This window comes from uncultured Rhodospira sp., from assembly GCF_937138205.1.
Classification (GTDB): Bacteria; Pseudomonadota; Alphaproteobacteria; order Rhodospirillales; family Rhodospirillaceae; genus Rhodospira.
The window spans coordinates 13952-32544 of sequence record NZ_CAKZOT010000112.1; the positions used below are offsets into that span (position 1 = coordinate 13952).

An 18593-nucleotide genomic window follows, 5' to 3' on the forward strand; every position below is an offset into this window, starting at 1 on the left:
GTCACGGGCGTTTTTCTTCCCGGTCTACGCGCCGCGCCGGGATGCGGACCGCCCGTGCCGGGTGACAAACTGGCGCAGGGCCGCCCCTTGCTCTTCCGAGAGGTCCAGACGAACGTGGGTCGACACGTCGGTGCGGGCAATGACCGCCCCGTTCAGGGTGCCGACATCGGGCAGCGTCACGGTGAACTCCTGGCCGCGCTCGGCCTTGACGCTCTGATCCAGGGTCGCCGCCCCGCTCAGGGCGATGTCGTTGAGGAGGCAGGAGGTTGTGCGGCCGCCGCCGAAATCGAGGCTCACGGCGACGTTGACGGTCCGCAGCATGTTGTTTTCGCGGTCCTCGTCGGTGGTTGAGCGCACGATCTGTTCCAGAGCGGTCTGCATGTGGCGGATGTGGGTGCGGACCTCCTCGGCCGAATCCTTGACCTCGCGGGCATGGTGTCCGGTCTCGCCGCTGCTTTGCGAAACACGGTCGATATTGCCGGACGAGTCCTGGGTGCTGTGTGCCGCGTGTTGGGCGTTTTGCGAGATTTCGTTGGTCGCCGCGCTTTGTTCCTCGACCGCCGTCGAGATCGCCGTGGTGATCTCGTTGAGCTGGCCGACAACGGTGGTGATGCCCTTGATGGCTTCCACAGCCTCGCCGGTGGCGGTCTGCATTCCGCCGATCTGGCTGGCGATCTGCTCGGTGGCGTTGGCGGTCTGATTGGCCAGGGTCTTGACCTCGTTGGCCACCACGGCGAAGCCCTTGCCGGCCTCGCCGGCCCGCGCCGCCTCGATCGTCGCGTTCAGGGCCAGCAGGTTGGTCTGTTTCGCGATGTCGCTGATCAGGTTGACGACCTCGCCGATCTGGTTGGCGGCGCCCGCCAAGCCGGCGATCCGCTGGTTGGTGGTTTCGGCCTCCTCGACCGCGCGGTGGGCCACGGAAGCGGCGTTGGTGACCTGCTTGCCGATCTCGGCGATGGAACTGGCCATCTGTTCGGCGGCGGCGGCGACGGCATCGACGCTGGAGGAGGCCTCTCGCGAGGCCGAGGCGGCCGCCCCGGCGCCCTGTTCCGTGTCCGTGACGGCATGAGCCATGTCGACGGCGGCTTTGTGCATGGCGTCGGCCTGTTGCATGACGATGGACATGGCGCTGCGCACCTCCTCGTCCAGGGCGTTGGTCAAGGCCAGCATCTCGCCTTTCACCCTGCGCTCGTTGCGGCGGGCCAGGGCGGCCCGTTCCGAGTTCAGGCGCTCGACCTCCTTCGCGTTGTCCTTGAACACCTGCACGGCATCGGCCATCTGCCCGATCTCGTCCCGACGCCCGGTGTCGGTCACGGTGACCTCGAGATTGCCCTTGGCCAGGTCGGACATGGTGTTCGTTAGCTGGGCCAACGGCCGGGTGATGCCACGGATGATGACAATGGCGAACCCTGCGGCGAGGACCAGAACCAGCAGGGCGATTCCCGCCAGACGCATCGCTTTGTTGAATGCCAGGGTGTCGACATCACTGACGTAGACCCCCGTGGCGATCATCCACTGCCAGGGGCCAAAGGGCTCGGCCCAGGAGACTTTCGGCTCCGGTTTGTCGGAGCCGGGGCGCGGGAAGCGGTAGTCCACCGATCCGCCGCCGGTCCGCGCGGCCTTGATCAGGTCGACAATGAACCGCTTTCCCTCCGTGTCCGTCAGGTCGCGTTTGTCCGTGCCCTCCCAGTCGGGCCGAGGCCTTAGGGCTTGCACTGTCCCATCGTATGAGATGGCGAACACGTATTCCTTGCCGTCATTGTAGCGCATACTCCGAATCGCGTTCCGAGCCCGGGTCTTTGCCGTCTCCATGTCGATCTCGCCAGCTTCGGCGCGGCGATGGTATTCGGCGGCAAGGGCGGCGGCCGATTCGGCGACGGACCGGACGCTGCCGATCCGTTCCGTCATGATTTCGTTTCGAACCTGGAAGGACGAGAAGGCGACCAAGGCAATCAAACCCAACCCCGCGACAACGGTCGGCAGCCAAATCTTCGAACGAATGCGCACGTTTTGGAATGCCATGGGTGCCTCCTGGAGATGACCACGTCGCTGGGCCGGAGCGTCGTCTTGTCGGATGCCGCTAGTCGTGTTTCGGACAAAATTGATTACAGATTGTTTACATTTGACTTAGAAGTGATACAGCTTTTCGACGTGCTGAGCAAGATCGCGTCGGCGATGAAATCTGGCCAGAGTCCGCACTCGGCAAGACGTGTGCCAACGGGTTCGTCGTTCAGAAGTCCCGTCTTCACGAGCAGGCACCGCAGGCCTGCTCCTCGCGCGCCGAGAACGTCGGTGTGCGGGCTGTCGCCCACCATCAAAATGCGACGCGGATTGACAGTGCCATGGCGCGCCTTGACCCGCTCGTACAGTGCCGGGAACGGCTTGCCGAGGAACCGCACCGCCACGCCGTGCTGGCGCGCCGCCGCCAGGGCGAGGCTGCCCGGCTCGATCGTCAGGGCGCCGTCATAGGGACAGGCGACGTCCGGGTTGGGGATGATCAGGGGGCGCGGCCGATGCCGCATGAGGGCGCGGAACGCGGCCAGATCCGCCTCGGTCCAATGGAAACAGTCGACCAGCACAAAGCCGTCGATGTGGTCCCAGTCCGAAGGGCTGCCGGCGGCCAGATCCTCGACCACGGACAGCGACGGGAACCGGGCGGTGATGTCGCGGGGATGAATGGCGATCACGCCCCACCCGGCGCCGCCGCCCACGGCGGCCAGGGCGTCGGGCAGCAGGTCGCGTCCCGAAATCACGTCGTCCGCCCGGATGTCGAGACCGCGCCGGCGCAGTCCGGCGGCGACACCGGCTGGTTCGTGGGTCACGTCGTTGGTGAGCACACACACCGATAGGCCCCGGCGCCGGATATCGTCGATGGCCTCGCGCGCGCCGGGTAGCGTCTCGCTGCCTGTGTGCAGGACACCGTAGGCGTCGAGCACGACGACGGCGATGTCCTCGGTATCCAGCACCTCGGCCAGCCCATGAACCGGGCACGGGGTGACGGGCGGTGGCAGGGGCGGGAACCAATCACGGGATTGAAGATAGGTGTCCCAGGCGGTGTCGAAATCCTGGGTGAGCATCAGGGTGGTCCGGTGTTGGGGGCGGGGACTGGCGAGGGCAGGCGCCTGCATAGCGGCGGTGGAGGTCCCTGTCCAGCGGCGGTCGACGTCCGATCGCGCCGAGAACGCCGCGCGTGGACGGTGGGGAAGGGGCCTGCTACCGTTCTCGCCCGCCTCCCCGTTTGGGTGAAACGACCGTGCATTCCGCATCGACCCCGCGCGACACCCCGTCGGCGCGCAGCCTTCCCGTGGTTGTCGGCGCCACGACCCTGGTCCAGACCCTGGTGACGCTGGCCACCCTGACGGTGGCCACCCTGGGGCCGGAGATCACGGGCACCCTTGGGGTGGCGCCGGAAACGGTCGGGTATCAGATGAGCCTAGTCTACCTCGCTGGCGCTGTCTCGGCGGTGCTGGCGGGCGGAACGGTCGCCCGTCATGGCGCCGGGAGGACCAGCCAGGCCGCGCTGGTGCTGTGTGGGGCCGGATGCGCCCTGGGAAGCACCGGGAGCCTGTGGGCGCTGGCCGTGGCCTCGCCGCTGATCGGCTGGGGGTACGGCATGACCAACCCGGCCTCGTCGCACGTGCTGTTCCGCTTCACGCCCGCCCACCGGCGCAACCTGATCTTTTCGCTGAAACAGACCGGCGTGCCGCTCGGCGGAGTCGTGGCCGGGCTGATGCTGCCGACCGTGAGCCTCGCCTTCGGATGGCAAGCCGGGCTGGTCGTGACGGCCGTGCTGGCGCTGACGGTGGCGGTGGCGTTGCAGGCGGTGCGCGCGGCCTGGGACGACGACCGCCGTCCCGGCGCGCGGCGTCAGGGCACGCCGTTGGCCGGCCTGACGGTCGTGTGGCGCCACCCACCGTTGCGGGCTTTGGCCCTGATGACGTTCTGTTTCGCCGCCGTACAGTTGTGCCTCAGCACCTTCCTGGTAACCCTGCTGGTGGAGGGCCTGGAGCGATCGTTGGTGCTGGCCGGCGCCGTGGCGTCCGGCGTGCAGATCGCGGGGGCGGTGGGTCGCGTGTTCTGGGGCTGGCTGGCGGACAGGCTGGGCGGCGGCCTCGCCACGCTGGCCGCGATCGGCCTGATCTCGTTCGGCTGCGCGCTGGTCACCGGCGCGATGACGCCGGCCTGGCCGCTGTGGCCGCTGGTTGGGGTGCTGGTCGTCTTCGGCGTCTCGGCCATCGGCTGGAACGGGGTGTTCCTGGCCGAGGTGGCGCGCCTGTGCCCGCCGGGGCAGGTGGGGGCGGCCACTGGTGGCGCCCTGTTCTTCACCTTCGGTGGCGTCGCCGTTGGTCCCGCGCTGTTCTCCGCCCTGGTGCCGGTGCTGGGCGGATACGCGGTGACCTTCCCGGCCATTGGTCTGTTCGCGTTGACCGGAACCGTGCTGATCCTGCGCGCCCGCCGCCGAGAGGTGCGCTCATGATCCCCTGGGATATTCCCCTGCCGGCCTATTCGCCGACGCAATGGGCGGTGTTGTTGGGGGCCGTGCTGCTGGCGGGCGTCATCAAGGGGGCGATCGGGTTTGGTGTGCCGATCGTCACGCTGTCGATCCTGACGTTGGCTGTCCCGGTCAAGGAAGCGATCGCCCTGACCGTGCTGCCGGCGTTCGCGGGAAACCTGGCCATGATGCGCGAGGGCGGGCGGGTGCACGAGATCCTGGTCCGGTTCTGGCCCTTGTTGGTGACGAAGGCGGTTTGCATCGGCCTCGGCGCGATGCTGTTGGCCTGGATCCCAACCCGTCCGCTGCTGATGGTGCTCGGCGTGGTGATCGTCACCTTCTCGCTGTTTGGCGAGCGGATGCCCCGGTTGCGGTTGCGTCCCGGTCAGGAGAAGGTGGCGGGCGCCGTGCTGGGGGCGGTCACCGGCCTTTTGGCCGGCACCACCACCATCTTCGGCCCGCCCGTGATCATGTACATGACGGCGTTGCGGCTGGACCGGGCGACCTACGTCGCCGCCATCGGCACGTTGTGGTCGGTCGCCAACGTGCTCATGCTGATCGCGTTCGGCGCCACGACGCTGCTGACCCCGCCGCTGGTGGTCGCGTCGCTGGCCATGGCGCCGGTCCTGCTGGCCGGCTATCCGCTTGGGCGCGCCCTGCGCCAGCGCCTGGACGACCACCTGTTCCGGCGCCTGATCATGGCCGGGCTGCTGGTGGCGGGCGGCGGGCTGATCCTGGTGGCCGTGATCTGAGAGCCCGTCCGGACAGATCCTGAGAGCTGCACTCTCCGGATCAGAACTCCATCGGCTCAATGTCCCAGATCTTGCCGGCGTAGGTGTGGATGGAGCGGTCGGACGAGAACAGCCCCATGCGCGCGACATTCAGGATGGCCTTGCGCGCCCAGGCGTCGGGATCGCGGAACGTGGTCTCGACGTTGGCCTGGGCCTCGATATAGGCGCGGAAGTCGGCCAGCACGAGGTACTGGTCGCCGCCGTCGAACAGGGTGTCGCGGATCGGGGTGTAACGGCCCACCTGCTGCGGATTGAAGTAGCCGGAAAAGATCATGTCGAGCACGCGTTTGAGGTCGGCGTCTCCGTCCGCGATCTTCCAGGGGTTGTAGCCTTTTCGCTTCGTCTCGGCGACTTCCCCGGCGGTCAGCCCGAAGATGAAGATGTTGTCGTCGCCGACCTCTTCCTTGATCTCGATGTTGGCGCCGTCCAGCGTGCCGATGGTCAAGGCCCCGTTCAGGGCGAACTTCATGTTGCCGGTGCCGGAGGCCTCGGTGCCGGCGGTGGAAATCTGCTCCGACAGGTCGGCGCCGGGAATGGTGATCTCGGCGTTCGAGACATTGTAGTTGGGCAGGAAGACGACCTTGAGAACGTCGTTGACCCGCTGGTCGTTGTTGATGGTCAGCGCCACGTCGTTGATCAGGCGGATGATCTGCTTGGCCAGGAAGTAACCCGGAGCCGCCTTGCCGCCGATGATGACGGTGCGTGGGACCGGGTTCTCCACCTTGCCGTCGCGCAGTTGGGTGTAGAGGTGGATGACGTGCAGCACGTTCAGAAGCTGGCGTTTGTACTCGTGAATGCGCTTGACCTGGACGTCGAACAGGCTGGCGGGATCGACCGTCACGCCGGTCTGAGCCAGCAGGTGAGCGGCCAGGCGCTGCTTGTTGGCCAGCTTGATGGCGGTGAACCGCTCGCGGAACGCGGTGTCGCCCGCCAGCGGTTCCAGACCGCGCAGGGCCGTCAGGTCGGTCGTCCAGGCATCGCCGATGGCCTCGGTGATCAGGTCGGCCAGTTGCGGATTGCATTGCAACAGCCAGCGCCGCTGGGTCACGCCGTTGGTCACGTTGACGAACTTGCCCGGGTACATTTCGTCGAACTCCGGGAACACTGTGTCACGCAGCAACTGCGTGTGCAGCGCCGCCACGCCGTTGACCCGCTTGCTGCCGACGATCGCCAGGTGCGCCATGCGGATGCGCTGGGTGCCCTCGTCCACCAGCGACATCTTGCGCAACACCTCCATGTCGCCGGGGAAGCGGAACCGGACCTGTTGCAGGTGGTCGTGGTTGATCAGATAGATGATCTCCAGATGACGCGGCAGCACATGCTCCAGCATCCCGATGGGCCAGGTCTCCAGCGCCTCGGGCAGCAGGGTGTGGTTGGTGTAGCAGAAGGTCTCGCGCGTCACCCCCCAGGCGGTCTCCCAGCTCATTCCATGGAGATCAACCAAAAGACGCATCAGTTCGGGCACCGCGAGAGCGGGGTGCGTGTCGTTGAGTTGGATGGCGATCTTCTTGTGCAGAAGGCTAAGGTCATCGTGCACGCGCAGGTACCGGGCGAGGATGTCCTGCAGCGAGGCGGAGACGAAGAAGTACTCCTGCTTGAGGCGCAGTTCCTGGCCAAGGACCGTGGTGTCCATGGGGTACAGCACCTTGGACAGCGTCTCCGACGTGGTCTTGGCCTTCACCGCCTCGATATAGTTGCCTTCGTTGAAGAACCGCAGATCGAAGTCGGTCGTGGCCCGGGCCGCCCACAGGCGCAGGTTGGAGATCACCGGGCTGTCGTACCCGGTCACCTTGAGGTCATAGGCAATGGCGTGGACGTCGTCGGTGTCCACCCATTCGCATCGCTCCTGGCCCTGCTCGTCGCGGAAACAGACGATGCGGCCGTGGAAACGCACGGGATAGGTCACGCTGTGGCGGACGAATTCCCACGGATTGCCGCGATGCAACCAGTTGTCGGGGTGCTCGACCTGCTGGCCGTCATCGATGGTCTGCGAGAACATGCCGAATTCATAGCGGATGCCGTAGCCGTGTCCGGGGTAGCGATGCGTGGCGATGGAATCCAGATAACACGCCGCCAGCCGGCCCAGGCCGCCATTGCCGAGGGCCGGGTCGGGCTCCTCCGCCGCCAGGGTATCCAGATCCTGTCCCAGCGCCTCCAGGGCCTCGCGGACCTTGTCCTCCAGGCCGAGGTCCAGCAGGTGTTTCATCAGGCGCCGGCCGGTCAGGAACTCCATGGACAGGTAGTAGACCCGCCGCATGTCGTGCCCGTACTGGGCGCGGCTGGTGCTCATGCCCTGTTCCGACAGAACGCCCTTGATCATGTGGGCGAGCGCCTGAAACCACTGGCGCGTGCCGGCGGATAGCGGATCGTGCCCGACCACCCGCACCATATAGGCGATCAGCCCGCGCCGGATGCTCTCGGCATCTTGAAGATTGACGCGGAACTCACCGTCCAAGGCTTCCTTCACCAACTGATCCATGGTCGGGCATCCTCGTGAGCAAACGTGGTGGCGGGTAGGGTGGTCGCCAATGGCTGGCGGAAGGATCAGTCCGCGTGGAGAACTTCGCCATAAAGCCCAAGGTATTCGCGGGCGGCGCGGTCCCAACTGTGGTCAAGCCTCATCCCGTTGAGCATGGTGGCCCGCCACGCGTCCGGGGTTCGGTACAGGTCTACGGTGCGGCGGACGGCGCCGATCAACTCACTGGGAAGGGGATGGTCAAACACGATGCCGGTGCCCGCGCTGGCCTCGTCAACGTCGATCACCGTATCGGCCAGACCGCCCGTCCGGCGCACCACCGGCACGGTGCCGTAGCGCATGGCGTAAAGCTGTGTCAGGCCGCAGGGCTCGAACCGAGACGGAACCAACAAGGCGTCGCACCCGGCCTGGATCCGATGCGACAGGCCCTCATCATAGCCGATCCGGGCGGCGACCGCATCTGGCATGGCACCGGCGGCGCCACGGACATGCCACTCCAGCCCGGGGTCACCCGAGCCCAGGATCACGATCTGTCCACCGTTGTCGACGATCGTGGAAATGACGGACAGGGCCAGATCGATGCCCTTTTGTTCGACGAAGCGGCTGACCACGCCGAACAGCGGCGCATCGGGCCGTTCGGCGAGCCCCATTTCACGCTGCAACGCCGCCTTGCAGGCGGCCTTTCCGGACGGGTCGTCCGCGCTGAACGGTGCCGCGATGTGCGGATCGATGGCGGGGTTCCAGTCGTCCTGATCAACACCGTTCAGAATGCCCTGAAGGTGCGCGGCGCGGTTCGACAGCAGGCCGTGCAGACCCTCGCCCCCCATCTGGGTCTGGATTTCGCGTGCGTATGTCGGGCTGACGGTGGTCAGGAACTGGCTGTAGTACAGGCCGGCCTTCAGGTAAGAGACATGGCCGTAGAACTCGAGGCCCTCGATCGAGAACAGCACATCCGGCAGTCCGACCATCGGCAGGATCTCGCGGCCGAAAATGCCCTGATAGTGCAGATTGTGCACCGTGAAGACCGTCACCGGGCGACGGGCGCCCAACAGCGACATATAGGCGGGCGTCAGGCCGGCCTGCCAGTCGCTGGCATGGACCACATCCGGCGCCCACTCCGGCCAGGCGCCCTGGACGGCTACCATGGCGCCGACGCGTCCAAGCAACCCAAATCGCAGGAAATTGTCCGGCCAGTCGTGCCCATGTTCGTCGAGGTACGGGCCGCCGGGCCGCTCGAACAGGGCCGGGCAGTTCACCAGCAGAAGCTGGCGCCCGCCATCGGGGTCACGTGCGGGCACCAATTGCGCCCGAACGTTGGGCAACACCTCACCAAGGTTGCGGGCCGGCCCGGTCACCTCGACCCGGTCCAGAAGACCGGCATAGGCGGGCATTAGAATGCGGGCATCCACGCCCAACCGGCCGAGGGCGAGGGGCAGGGCGCCGGCGACATCGGCCAGGCCGCCTGTCTTGACCAGCGGGTGGGCTTCCGATGTCACGAAGAGGACGCGCATGAACGGAAATCCTGGTGTCTGTGGTGCAGTGCGCGGGACCTTACCCTTCCGTCGCCGCGAAGCAAAGCCCCGCGGCAATGGTCGGCTGGTTTCCATCCACAACACCGTTCCGAAGCCGGGGCGATGCCGTCACATTCCGTTCATTGATTGACCGCCAGAGTCATGTAAATGTCGCGCCGACGGCGCCACTCATGGCCAAGAAACAGGGTGCGGCACGGATAAGGAGCGAACCGAATGACTGACCACGCGAGCGGGCCATCGTCACGGTATGGCCATGCGATCGCCGATGAACTGGCCTTCGCCAATGATGTCAACCAGGCGATGCGTGGAACGCTGTCTCTGGTGCTGGCGGGAGGCCGGGGCTCCCGACTGCTCGACCTGACCGACAAGGAAAGCAAACCGGCCGTACCGTTCGGCGGCAAGTACCGGATCGTGGACTTCCCCCTGTCGAACTGCATCAACTCCGGCCTGCGCCGCATCTGTGTTCTGACTCAGTACAAGGCCCATACACTCATCCACCACATTCAACACGGCTGGGGCTTCCTGCGCAGCGAGGTCGGCGAATTCGTCGAACTGTGGCCGGCACAGCAGCAGACGGCCTCCGCCGCCTGGTACCAGGGCACGGCCGACGCCGTGTATCAGAACATCGAGCAGATCCAGTCCCACGGCGCCGACCATATCCTGGTGCTGGCGGGCGACCACGTCTACCGGCAGGACTACTCGAAGATGATGGCCTCGCATCTGCGGGCGGGCGCCGACGTTTCGGTGGCCTGCATCGAGGTGCCACGCATGGAGGCGACAGCCTTCGGTGTGGTCGACGTGGACGAAAACGACACCATCACCGGATTCCTGGAGAAACCCGCCGATCCGCCGGGTATTCCCGGCAAGCCCGACCGCGCCTTTGCCAGCATGGGCATCTATCTGTTCAACGCCGACTTCCTGATGGAGGTGCTGGAGGAGGATGCGCGCAATCCCAACTCGTCGCGCGACTTTGGCAAGAACATTTTGCCGGCGCTGCTGGGCCGGTCACGCATGGTCGCGCACCGCTTCGAGGAAAGCTGCGTTTATCCCCCGCACGCGCGGGACGAGCCCTACTGGCGCGACGTGGGCACGGTCGATGCCTACTGGGCGGCCAACCTGGACCTCGTGACGGTGACACCCGACCTAGATCTTTACGATCCGGCATGGCCGATCTGGACCAGTGTGGTTCAGCGCCCCGGCGCCAAGTTCGTGTTCGACGAGAACGAACGGCGCGGGATGGCGGTCGACTCCGTGCTGTCAGCGGGGTGTATCGTCTCGGGCGGATCGGTGCGCGGGTCGCTGCTGTTCCACGACGTCCGCGTCAATTCCTATTCAGCGGTTGACCAGTGCGTCATTCTGCCCGGCGTGGACGTCGGTCGCCACGCGCGCCTGAAAAAGGCGGTGGTCGGCGCCGGGGCTCAGATTCCGGCCGGCCTGGTGGTCGGCGAGGATCCGGAAGAGGACGCGCGCCGGTTTGTCCACACCAAGGGCGGCGTGACCCTGATCACACAGGATATGCTCGACAAGCTGGAGGGGTAGGGCGTCTGTCCGACGCCCCCCGTGCCCCCCGAAGACCCCTACACGACGGCGTGGGCCGCGAGCGCCCGCGCCGTTGCGGCGATGAACGCATCCACGTCGTCCGGTGTGGTCTGAAAACTGGTCACCAGACGCACCATGCTGTCGTAGTCCGACGGCCAGTCGTGGAACGCGAACCCGGCCGTGCGCAGGTCCTCTCGGACCGGCCGTGGCAGGATTGGGAAGACCATGTTGGCCTGCACGGGATCGGGCACCTCGATCCCCGGCAGGGCAGCCAGGCTTTTACCCAGGCGGCGCGCCATGGCATTCGCGTGGGCGGCGTTACGGCACCACAGGTCGTCCTCGACATACGCCAGCAGTTGGGCCGAGACGAAGCGCATCTTGGACAGCAGGTGGCCGGCCCGCTTGCGCCGTTCGGCGAAGTCCGCCGACAGGCCGGGCCGGAGGAACACCACGGCCTCGGCCGCCCAGGCCCCGTTCTTGGTCGCCCCCAGACTGAGGACGTCGACGCCCGCGCGCCAGGTGAGATCGGCCGGCCTGCACCCCAGTGATACCAGGGCATTGGCGAACCGTGCGCCGTCCATGTGCAGGGCGAGGCCGTGCCGCCGGCAGACGTCGGCGACCGCGCGCACCTCGTCCGCCGTGTACACGGTGCCGCACTCGGTCGCCTGGGTTACGCTCACCGCCGACGGGCGAACCCGGTGCACGGGGCGGTAGCCGGTCCGGCGAACGGCCGCGTCAAGCGCGTCGGGCCGGATCTTGCCAGCGGGGCCGGGCAGGCCGACCATCTTGGCGCCGCCCGTGAACATCTCCGGCGCGCCGCACTCATCCGTGTTGGCGTGGCTGTCCTCGTGGCAGAAGACGGCGCCGTAAGGGGGGACGAGTTGCCACAGGGCCAGGGCGTTCGCCGCCGTTCCGGTCACCACCGGAAACACCTCGACATCGGTCTCGAACACCTCGCAAAGCCGAACGCGCAGGCGTTCGGTCCACGGGTCGGCGCCATAACTCTCGGCCGGTCCTTCGGCGGCGGCGGCCAAGGCCCGAATGATCTCCGGCGCTGCGCCGGTCACGTTGTCGCTGCGCAGGTCCATGGCTTCGGTCACTGCCCGGCAATGGTCATGCCGTCGATGCGCACGGTCGGGCTGTCGGTGCCGTAGCGCAGCACCAGGTCATCGGCCGGGGTCAGGGCTCGGAACATCTCCTGCAACGTCCCGGCGATGGTGCATTCGCTGACGGGGTGGGTGATCTCGCCGTTCTCGATCCAGAACCCGGCCGCGCCCCGCGAGTAGTCGCCGGTGATCATGTTGATGCCTTGTCCAAAGGCCTCCGTGACATAGAAGCCTTCCTTGATGTCCGAGATCAACGCGTCCGGCGTGACGGCGCCGGGGCTGAGATAGACATTGCTGGCGCCCGGACTGGGCGGAGAGCCGGCGCCCCGGCTGGCGTGGCCGGTGCTGTCCAACCCCAGTTGACGGGCCGAACGCAGGTCCAGCAACCACGTGGTCAGACGGCCGTCGTCCACCAACGCCATGGGACGCGTGGGCAGGCCCTCGGCGTCGCAGGGGCGGGACTTCAGCCCCCGGTGCCGGTGCGGGTCGTCCATGATCGTGATCCCGGGGGCGAACACCGGCTCGCCCATGCGGTCCTTCAGGAAACTGGTGCCCCGGGCGATCGCGACACCGTTGATCGCCCCCAGAAGGTGCCCCACCAGGGACCGGGCGATGCGCGGATCGAATACCACCGGGGCCTTGATGGTGGCCGGCCGGCGCGCGCCCAAGCGCCGCACCGCCCGCTCGCCGGCGCTTTGCCCGACCTCGGCCGGATCGCGCAGATCGGCGCGGAAAACGGCGGCGGAGTAGTCGTAGTCCCGCTCCATGCCGTCGCTGTCCGAGCCGGCGATGACGCTGGCAGCCAGGGAGCTGCCTGTCCGCTCGTAGCGGTGAGCGAACCCGTTCGAGGCCGCCAGAGTCACGCTGGTCAGGGACCAGCTTGCCTCGGCGCCCTCGGAGTTGGTGACCCCCGGCACGGCGCGGGCGGCGTCCTCGGCCGTTCGCGCCATCTCGGTCAGGGTCTCGGCCGAGGGTTCCGTCGGATCGCGGCTGTCGAGGACCGGCAGGTCTCGCGCGAGCTGTTCCGGTTCGGCCAAGCCACAATACGGATCCTCGGGGACTGTCCGGGCGATAGCCACGGCGCGGTCCACCAGATCCCGCAACGCCGCCGGCGAGCGCTCGGCGCTGGACACGATGCCCTGGCGGTTGCCGACGAACACCCGCAGGCCGATGTCTCCACCCTCTGCGCGTTCCAGTCGCTCCAGGGCGCCCATGCGCCACGCCACCGAGACGGACACCCCGTCCACCAGCAAGGCATCGGCGGCGTCCGCTCCGGCCTTGCGGGCGCGGTCGATCAGGTCTTCGAGAAGGGCTTGGGAATCGGTTTCCGGCATTCGGTCGGTCTCCGGTGGGCGAGGGAAAGCGGCGGGCCATGGGGCCTGGCGGGCGCGGGCGATCCTATAGCACCCGGTCGGGGGCTGTGAATGGTGGGCTCAACGCCAGATCGGGGTGCCGGAGCCGGGCAGGCCGTAGTCCCGCCACTTGCCGGTCACCCGCTCGATGATGTCGTCGGTCATACGGATTTGGGTGCCCCACTCGCGGTGCGTCTCGGGCGGCCACTTGTTGGTGGCGTCCAGGCCGATCTTGCCGCCCAGGCTGCTTTCCGGGCTGGCGAAGTCCAGGTAGTCGATGGGCGTGCCCTCGACAACGGTGATGTCGCGGGCCGGGTCCATGCGGGTCGAGATCGCCCACATCACGTCCGTCCAATCGCGGGCGTTGATGTCGTCGTCCACGACGATGACGAACTTGGTGTACATGAACTGGCGCAGGAAGGACCACACGCCCATCATCACCCGCTTGGCATGGCCCGGGTAGGCCTTGCGCATACTGACCACGGCGATGCGGTAGGAGCAGCCTTCGGGCGGCAGCCAGAAATCGACCACCTCCGGGAACTGCTGGATCAGGAAGGGAATGAACACCTCGTTCAGGGCCTCCCCCAGCACGCTCGGCTCGTCCGGCGGGCGGCCGGTGAAGGTGCTCAGGTAGATCGGATCGCGCCGCATGGTGATGGCGGAAATGCGGAACACGGGGAACTGGTCGACCGCGTTGTAGTAGCCCGTATGATCGCCGTAGGGGCCTTCGTCGCCGAACTCGTCCAGCATGACGTGGCCCTCCAGCACGATCTCGGCGGTCGCCGGCACCTTCAGCGGCACCGTCTTGCAGTCCACCAGGTCCACCTTCTTGCCGCGCAGCAGGCCTGCGAACTGGTACTCCGACAGCGTATCGGGCACCGGCGTCACGGCGGCCAGGATCACACCAGGATCGGCACCGATCACGGCGGCGGCGGGCAGCGGTTGCTTCTTCTCGGCGGCCCAGCGGCGGTAGTGCTGGGCGCCGCCGCGATGCTTCAGCCAGCGCATCAAGGTGGTGTCGCGGCCCGTCACCTGCATCCGGTAGATGCCCAGGTTGAAGGCGTCCTCGCGCCGGCCGCCCTTGCCGCCCTGCGGCCCCTGGGTGACCACCAGCGGCCAGGTGATCAGCGGCGCCGGCTCGCCGGGCCAGCAGGTTTGCACCGGCAGGCGGGCGAGGTCGATGTCCTGGCCGGTCCACACCACCTCCTGGCAGGGCGCGCGGGAGACGGAGCGGGGCTTCATGGCCAGCACGGTCTTCAGCAGCGGCATCATCTCCAGCGCATCGCGCCAGCCGCCGGGCGGCTCCGGCTGTTTCAGGAAGGCGAGGGTCTCGCCGACCTCGCGCAACTGCGCCGGGGTCCGGTTCATGCCCCAGGCCACGCGCTCGACGGTGCCGAACAGATTGACCAGCACCGGCATGTCATAGCGGCGGCCGTGGTCGCCCACCACGGTTTCGAACAGCACCGCCGGACCCTTTTCGGCGAGCAGGCGGGTCTGGATTTCCGTCATTTCCAGAACCGGCGAGACCGGCGTGGAGACGCGCGAAAGCCGGCCGTCCCGTTCCAGACGGTCCATGAAGTCGCGCAGGGACTCAAAGGGCATGAAGGGGTCTCCGGGTCCGGACCGGCGTCCGGCGTGGCAAAGGCTCGACGAGCGTTTCCCTTACCATCTGGCGTGTTACGGCGCTATCCTGATTTCCCGCCGGAGCCGGCGGGGCCGGTCAGGCCCGCGCCCGCTGTTGACGGCCATGCCCGGATGACGAGGGCGCGACGGCCCGGTAGAAGTCGGCATCATGGAGCACCAACACCGAAATCGTCCGGTACCCCAGATCCTGTTCGTGGTCGGGAACAAGACGAACATGGGGCGGGATGCCGTCGAAATGGACGATCTGGCGCACCGTCCAGACGGACTGGTACTGCCCGTCGGTCTTGACGAATCGGTCGCCCACCTCAATGCCGTGCCGTGGGGTCATGTTCGCCCCCATGGCACCCATCAAGCGTCTGAAAAAGCTCATGGTTCATGCCTCGCCGGAGGCCCGTGGGAGCGGTGACAGACGATTCACGCACGGCCCCCGCCACGCGGAGCGACCGCCATCCCCCCGTGCTCGCGACTGTCGGCGCCCCTGCGCTCAAGTCGTGAGCCGGCCCCTTGTCTTGCCCGATCCAAATATTGCACGGGGGGAGTCTGATATTCAAGCCTCGTTCACCAGCACCGCGACTGGGGTCTCCGCCAGCAGGTGCGCGAGCGGCAGAGCGCCGTCGTGCCGGTCCGGCTGCACGGGCGGCGCATCGGGGCCGTCCAGGGCCGGACGCCACGGACCTGCGGACCAGGCTGCCTCGGCGGGCAAAAGAACCTGCGTGCTGCCCCAACCCTGCGGCAGAGGCACCGTTGTGTCCTGCATCAGGGGCCAAACCAAGCGTGGCACCACCACGATCATGGCACGGGACGCGTTCGGCGGGTTGTCGTCCGTTTCCGGGCGCGGGGCAACCCTGGCAAACGCCAGCACCCGCGATGCGTGGTCCCCGACCACGTCCAGGGGAATGTAGGATCCGCGCGCGAACAGGGCTGGCGCACGGCGCCGGAGATCGAGCAGGGTGGCGATCAGCAGCAGTTTGACACGCCCGTCTCGCCAAGAGGGCAGATGGTCGGCCACCCGGCCACCCTCCGACAGCCAGCGCGCCCGTGCCTCGAAATCCACCAGACGGCGGTTGTCGGGATCGACCAGGCTGAAGTCCCACAGGTCGGTGCCCTGGTACAGATCGGGGACACCGGGCACGGTCAGTTTCAGGGTCGTCTGCGCCAGACCGTTGACCGCGCCAGCGGGTGCAAGACGGGCCACGAACGCCGCCATGTCCGTCAGGAACGCGGTGGCGTACGTGGGCGACAGGACGGAGCGGACAAACCCCTCAACGCCGGCTTCGTACTCGGGGTCCTGCGCGGTCCAGGCGGTTTCCACCTTGGCCTCGCGCACGGCCTTCAACATGTAGGCCACCATGCGCTCGGCGTATGCCTCCAGGGCGCCCTCGTCCATGGCGGCGACGGCGCCGTCCGCGTCCGTCTCCGCCAGTTCCAGCGGCCAGCTGGCCAGCAGGCTCTGGTAGAACAGGTACTCGTCGTTGGCGCTGGGCGCGCGACGGTTCTCGGACAGGACCGTCAGCCGACGCTGGTTCAAGTCCTGCCAGCGCTGGACCCGACGGCTCCAGGCGTCCGGACACTCCGAGATCAGCGCCAGGCGCGCCCGGGCATCCTCGCCGCGTTTGTGATCGTGCGTGGCGGTGGCCAGCAGGCCGAAGGGCCAGTTCTCGAGACGCGCCAGACAGGCGTGATGGAACGCGGTCGGCGACAGGCCGAACCGGTCCGGCTCGCCCCCCACTTCGTTCAGGGCCGCCAGACGGACATACCGGTAGAACGCCGTGTCCTCCATGGCCTTGGCCATCACCGGGCTGGTGAGCTGTTGCACCCGCATGGCCACGTCCAGGACCTCGTCGGGCGGGTGGCCGGCGCCCTTCAGGGCGAGATCGCCGGTCAGCGCGTCGTACAGGAAGTCGTAGATGGACAGGTCCGGCGTGCGCGCCGCCTTGCGCGCCCGGCCGATGGCCCACTGCAGGTCGCGACGGTCCTGTTCGTCGATGCGGGCATGGGGGTCCGCCTCCTCGGAAAGGTTCGCCCAGTCGGCCAGGGCGTGCGGATTGACGTACGTGCGGTACACGGGGAAGTGGGCGATCACGTTAATCAGCGCCGTGCGCAAGGCCAGCCGAGCGTAGTCCCGCGTCGCCCGCGATCGTTTCGCCAGGCGGCTCAGCCGGTTGGCCATGACGCCAATTTCGCTGGCCAGGGACTCTTCCATGACCTGCCGCTTGGCCGCGCGCACCTGGGTTTCGTAGGGGACGACGCCGCCGACACCGTGCGCATAGGCCCGCTCCAGGTCCGGCTCCCCCTCGGGATCCACAAACAGACCCAGGACCTGATTCATGAACTCGTAGCCGGTGGACCCGGCGATGGGCCAACCGTCGCGCAGGCGCTCGTGCGGCGCCAGGATTTTTTCTACGAGTAGATAGAACGGTTGGTCGGGGCCGAACGGCGAAGGTCCAAGCAAGCCGCCCGGTTCGGCGGCCGGGTCGGCCGCGATCGTCCCGGACTCGAGGCCACGCACACGTGCGGACCGGGCTTCGGCCTGGAGGCGCCGCATGTAGGTCTCGGGGTCCCACAACCCGTCCACGTGGTCGAGCCGAACCCCCTGCACCCGGCCCTCGGCGATCAGGCGCAGGATCAGCCGGTGCGCGGTATCGAACAGGTCCTCGCGTTCCATGCGCAGGGCGGCGAGGTCGTTGATCTCGAAGAACCGGCGGTAGTTGATCTCATGCGCCGCGACGCGCCAGAACGCCGGGCGGTAGGACTGGCGCTCGATCAACGCATCAAGGTCGTCGAAGCTGGCCGGTCGCCCGGGCTCGCCGGCGAAGGCGGTTTCGGCGGCGGCAACCACGGCCCGGGCCTCGTCGCTCTCGTCCAAGAGTTCGGCCAACCGGCGCTTGACGACGGTGGCGGTGCGTCGCCGGCCGAGCACGCCGCCGATCTCCCGGTCGCCGGCGCGCAATGAATCGGCGCCGGCCATCACCAGGGCGAGAACATTATCCTCTGCATGGCCGGCCGCCACGCCGCGCCGCAGGATATCGCCGTAGTCATGCGGGCGAATCGGGAAGGTGTGCTCATAGTAGCGGACCACGAATCCGCCCAAATCCCGGTCGTACCGCAGCGTCAGTTCGCCCCGTTCCAGGATGGCGCCGTAGTGGTCGCCCAGGACCGGCAGCAGGATTTTGCCGTGCAGGGACGGCTCGGCCGGTTCCCAGTCGATATCGAACCAGTCGGCGTGCGGGCTCTCGCGGCCCCACTCCAGCACGTCGCGCCACCACCGGTTCTCGTCGACGCCGATGCCCATGTGATTGGGCACGAAGTCGAGGATCAGGCCGAGGCCATGGTCCAGAAGGGTATCGCTGAAGCGGCGAAACGCCTCCTCGCCGCCCAGTTCCGGGTTGATACGGCTGTGGTCGATGATGTCGTAGCCGTGCTGCGAGCCCGGCCGGGCCATCAGGATCGGCGACAGATAGACGTGGCTGATCCCCAGCGCGGCCAGGGTCGGCACCACGGCAGCGGCGGCATCGAAACCAAAATCCGGCGAAAGCTGGAGCCTGAAGGTGGCGCGCGGATGATCGGGTACGGCGGCACGCCCCGCTCCGGAGGTATCCCCACCGCCCGTGCGGCCGACCTGTTCGGACACCATGCCTCGCCCTTTCGTGACCGGGACCCG

The 18593-nt window shown here is 67.5% G+C and carries 12 protein-coding genes; 3 read left to right on the forward strand and 9 right to left on the reverse strand.

Going from position 1 to position 18593, the window contains the following annotated elements:
• Positions 1 to 24: 24 nt before the first annotated feature.
• Together Q0309_RS15945 and Q0309_RS15950 are read right to left on the reverse strand one after the other, a co-directional pair.
• Positions 25 to 2022, reverse strand: coding sequence for a methyl-accepting chemotaxis protein (locus Q0309_RS15945; RefSeq protein WP_299443424.1), 1998 nt, complete (start codon positions 2020 to 2022; stop codon positions 25 to 27).
• A gap of 83 nt (positions 2023 to 2105) precedes the next feature.
• A complete protein-coding gene (locus Q0309_RS15950) occupies positions 2106 to 3077 on the reverse strand; it encodes an HAD-IIA family hydrolase (protein ID WP_299443427.1) in 972 nt (323 codons plus the stop codon).
• Positions 3078 to 3253: 176 nt separating this feature from the next.
• On the opposite strand from Q0309_RS15950, the gene Q0309_RS15955 reads away from it, so the two are divergent.
• Together Q0309_RS15955 and Q0309_RS15960 are read left to right on the forward strand one after the other, a co-directional pair.
• Positions 3254 to 4477 (forward strand): MFS transporter, encoded by a 1224-nt coding sequence (locus Q0309_RS15955; RefSeq protein WP_299443430.1) that lies wholly within the window; start codon positions 3254 to 3256, stop codon positions 4475 to 4477.
• Positions 4474 to 5244 (forward strand): sulfite exporter TauE/SafE family protein, encoded by a 771-nt coding sequence (locus Q0309_RS15960; protein ID WP_299443433.1) that lies wholly within the window; start codon positions 4474 to 4476, stop codon positions 5242 to 5244. The genes Q0309_RS15955 and Q0309_RS15960 overlap by 4 nt, the downstream gene beginning before the upstream one ends.
• A gap of 40 nt (positions 5245 to 5284) precedes the next feature.
• Here Q0309_RS15960 and Q0309_RS15965 read toward each other — a convergent pair whose 3' ends face one another.
• On the reverse strand, positions 5285 to 7762 hold the full coding sequence (locus tag Q0309_RS15965; protein ID WP_299443436.1) for a glycogen/starch/alpha-glucan phosphorylase: 2478 nt from the start codon (positions 7760 to 7762) through the stop codon (positions 5285 to 5287).
• A 65-nt stretch (positions 7763 to 7827) separates the two neighbouring features.
• On the reverse strand, positions 7828 to 9270 hold the full coding sequence (gene glgA / locus Q0309_RS15970; protein ID WP_299443439.1) for a glycogen synthase GlgA: 1443 nt from the start codon (positions 9268 to 9270) through the stop codon (positions 7828 to 7830).
• 234 nt (positions 9271 to 9504) lie between these two features.
• On the opposite strand from glgA, the gene glgC reads away from it, so the two are divergent.
• Positions 9505 to 10830, forward strand: a complete 1326-nt coding sequence (glgC, locus tag Q0309_RS15975) for a glucose-1-phosphate adenylyltransferase (RefSeq protein ID WP_299443442.1) — start codon at positions 9505 to 9507, stop codon at positions 10828 to 10830.
• Positions 10831 to 10868: 38 nt separating this feature from the next.
• On the opposite strand, the gene Q0309_RS15980 is transcribed toward glgC, so the two are convergent.
• The 5 genes from Q0309_RS15980 to treY all read right to left on the reverse strand — a co-directional run bounded on the left by Q0309_RS15980 (position 10869) and on the right by treY (position 18566).
• Positions 10869 to 11918, reverse strand: a complete 1050-nt coding sequence (locus tag Q0309_RS15980; protein WP_299443445.1) for a low specificity L-threonine aldolase — start codon at positions 11916 to 11918, stop codon at positions 10869 to 10871.
• 8 nt (positions 11919 to 11926) lie between these two features.
• The gene (locus tag Q0309_RS15985; RefSeq protein WP_299443449.1) at positions 11927 to 13270 is read right to left on the reverse strand and encodes a TldD/PmbA family protein; all 1344 of its coding nucleotides are present in this window, start codon (positions 13268 to 13270) and stop codon (positions 11927 to 11929) included.
• A gap of 99 nt (positions 13271 to 13369) precedes the next feature.
• On the reverse strand, positions 13370 to 14890 hold the full coding sequence (locus Q0309_RS15990) for a UbiD family decarboxylase (protein WP_299443452.1): 1521 nt from the start codon (positions 14888 to 14890) through the stop codon (positions 13370 to 13372).
• A 118-nt stretch (positions 14891 to 15008) separates the two neighbouring features.
• Complete coding sequence (locus Q0309_RS15995) at positions 15009 to 15302, reverse strand: hypothetical protein (RefSeq protein ID WP_299443455.1); 294 nt, start codon at positions 15300 to 15302, stop codon at positions 15009 to 15011.
• A gap of 177 nt (positions 15303 to 15479) precedes the next feature.
• Positions 15480 to 18566 (reverse strand): malto-oligosyltrehalose synthase, encoded by a 3087-nt coding sequence (gene treY, locus Q0309_RS16000; protein WP_299443458.1) that lies wholly within the window; start codon positions 18564 to 18566, stop codon positions 15480 to 15482.
• Positions 18567 to 18593: the final 27 nt, after the last annotated feature.

Excerpts from the sequence above, each read along its gene's own strand:
- Q0309_RS15950 (WP_299443427.1), bottom strand. The coding sequence starts at position 3,077 with ATGCTCACCCAGGATTTCGACACCGCCTGGGACACCTATCTTCAATCC.
- Q0309_RS15965 (WP_299443436.1), bottom strand. The coding sequence starts at position 7,762 with ATGGATCAGTTGGTGAAGGAAGCCTTGGACGGTGAGTTCCGCGTCAAT.
- glgA (WP_299443439.1), bottom strand. The coding sequence starts at position 9,270 with ATGCGCGTCCTCTTCGTGACATCGGAAGCCCACCCGCTGGTCAAGACA.
- Q0309_RS15985 (WP_299443449.1), bottom strand. The coding sequence starts at position 13,270 with ATGCCGGAAACCGATTCCCAAGCCCTTCTCGAAGACCTGATCGACCGC.
- Q0309_RS15990 (WP_299443452.1), bottom strand. The coding sequence starts at position 14,890 with ATGCCCTTTGAGTCCCTGCGCGACTTCATGGACCGTCTGGAACGGGAC.
- glgC (WP_299443442.1), top strand. The coding sequence starts at position 9,505 with ATGACTGACCACGCGAGCGGGCCATCGTCACGGTATGGCCATGCGATC.
- Q0309_RS15945 (WP_299443424.1), bottom strand. The coding sequence starts at position 2,022 with ATGGCATTCCAAAACGTGCGCATTCGTTCGAAGATTTGGCTGCCGACC.
- treY (WP_299443458.1), bottom strand. The coding sequence starts at position 18,566 with ATGGTGTCCGAACAGGTCGGCCGCACGGGCGGTGGGGATACCTCCGGA.
- Q0309_RS15995 (WP_299443455.1), bottom strand. The coding sequence starts at position 15,302 with ATGAGCTTTTTCAGACGCTTGATGGGTGCCATGGGGGCGAACATGACC.
- Q0309_RS15960 (WP_299443433.1), top strand. The coding sequence starts at position 4,474 with ATGATCCCCTGGGATATTCCCCTGCCGGCCTATTCGCCGACGCAATGG.
- Q0309_RS15980 (WP_299443445.1), bottom strand. The coding sequence starts at position 11,918 with ATGGACCTGCGCAGCGACAACGTGACCGGCGCAGCGCCGGAGATCATT.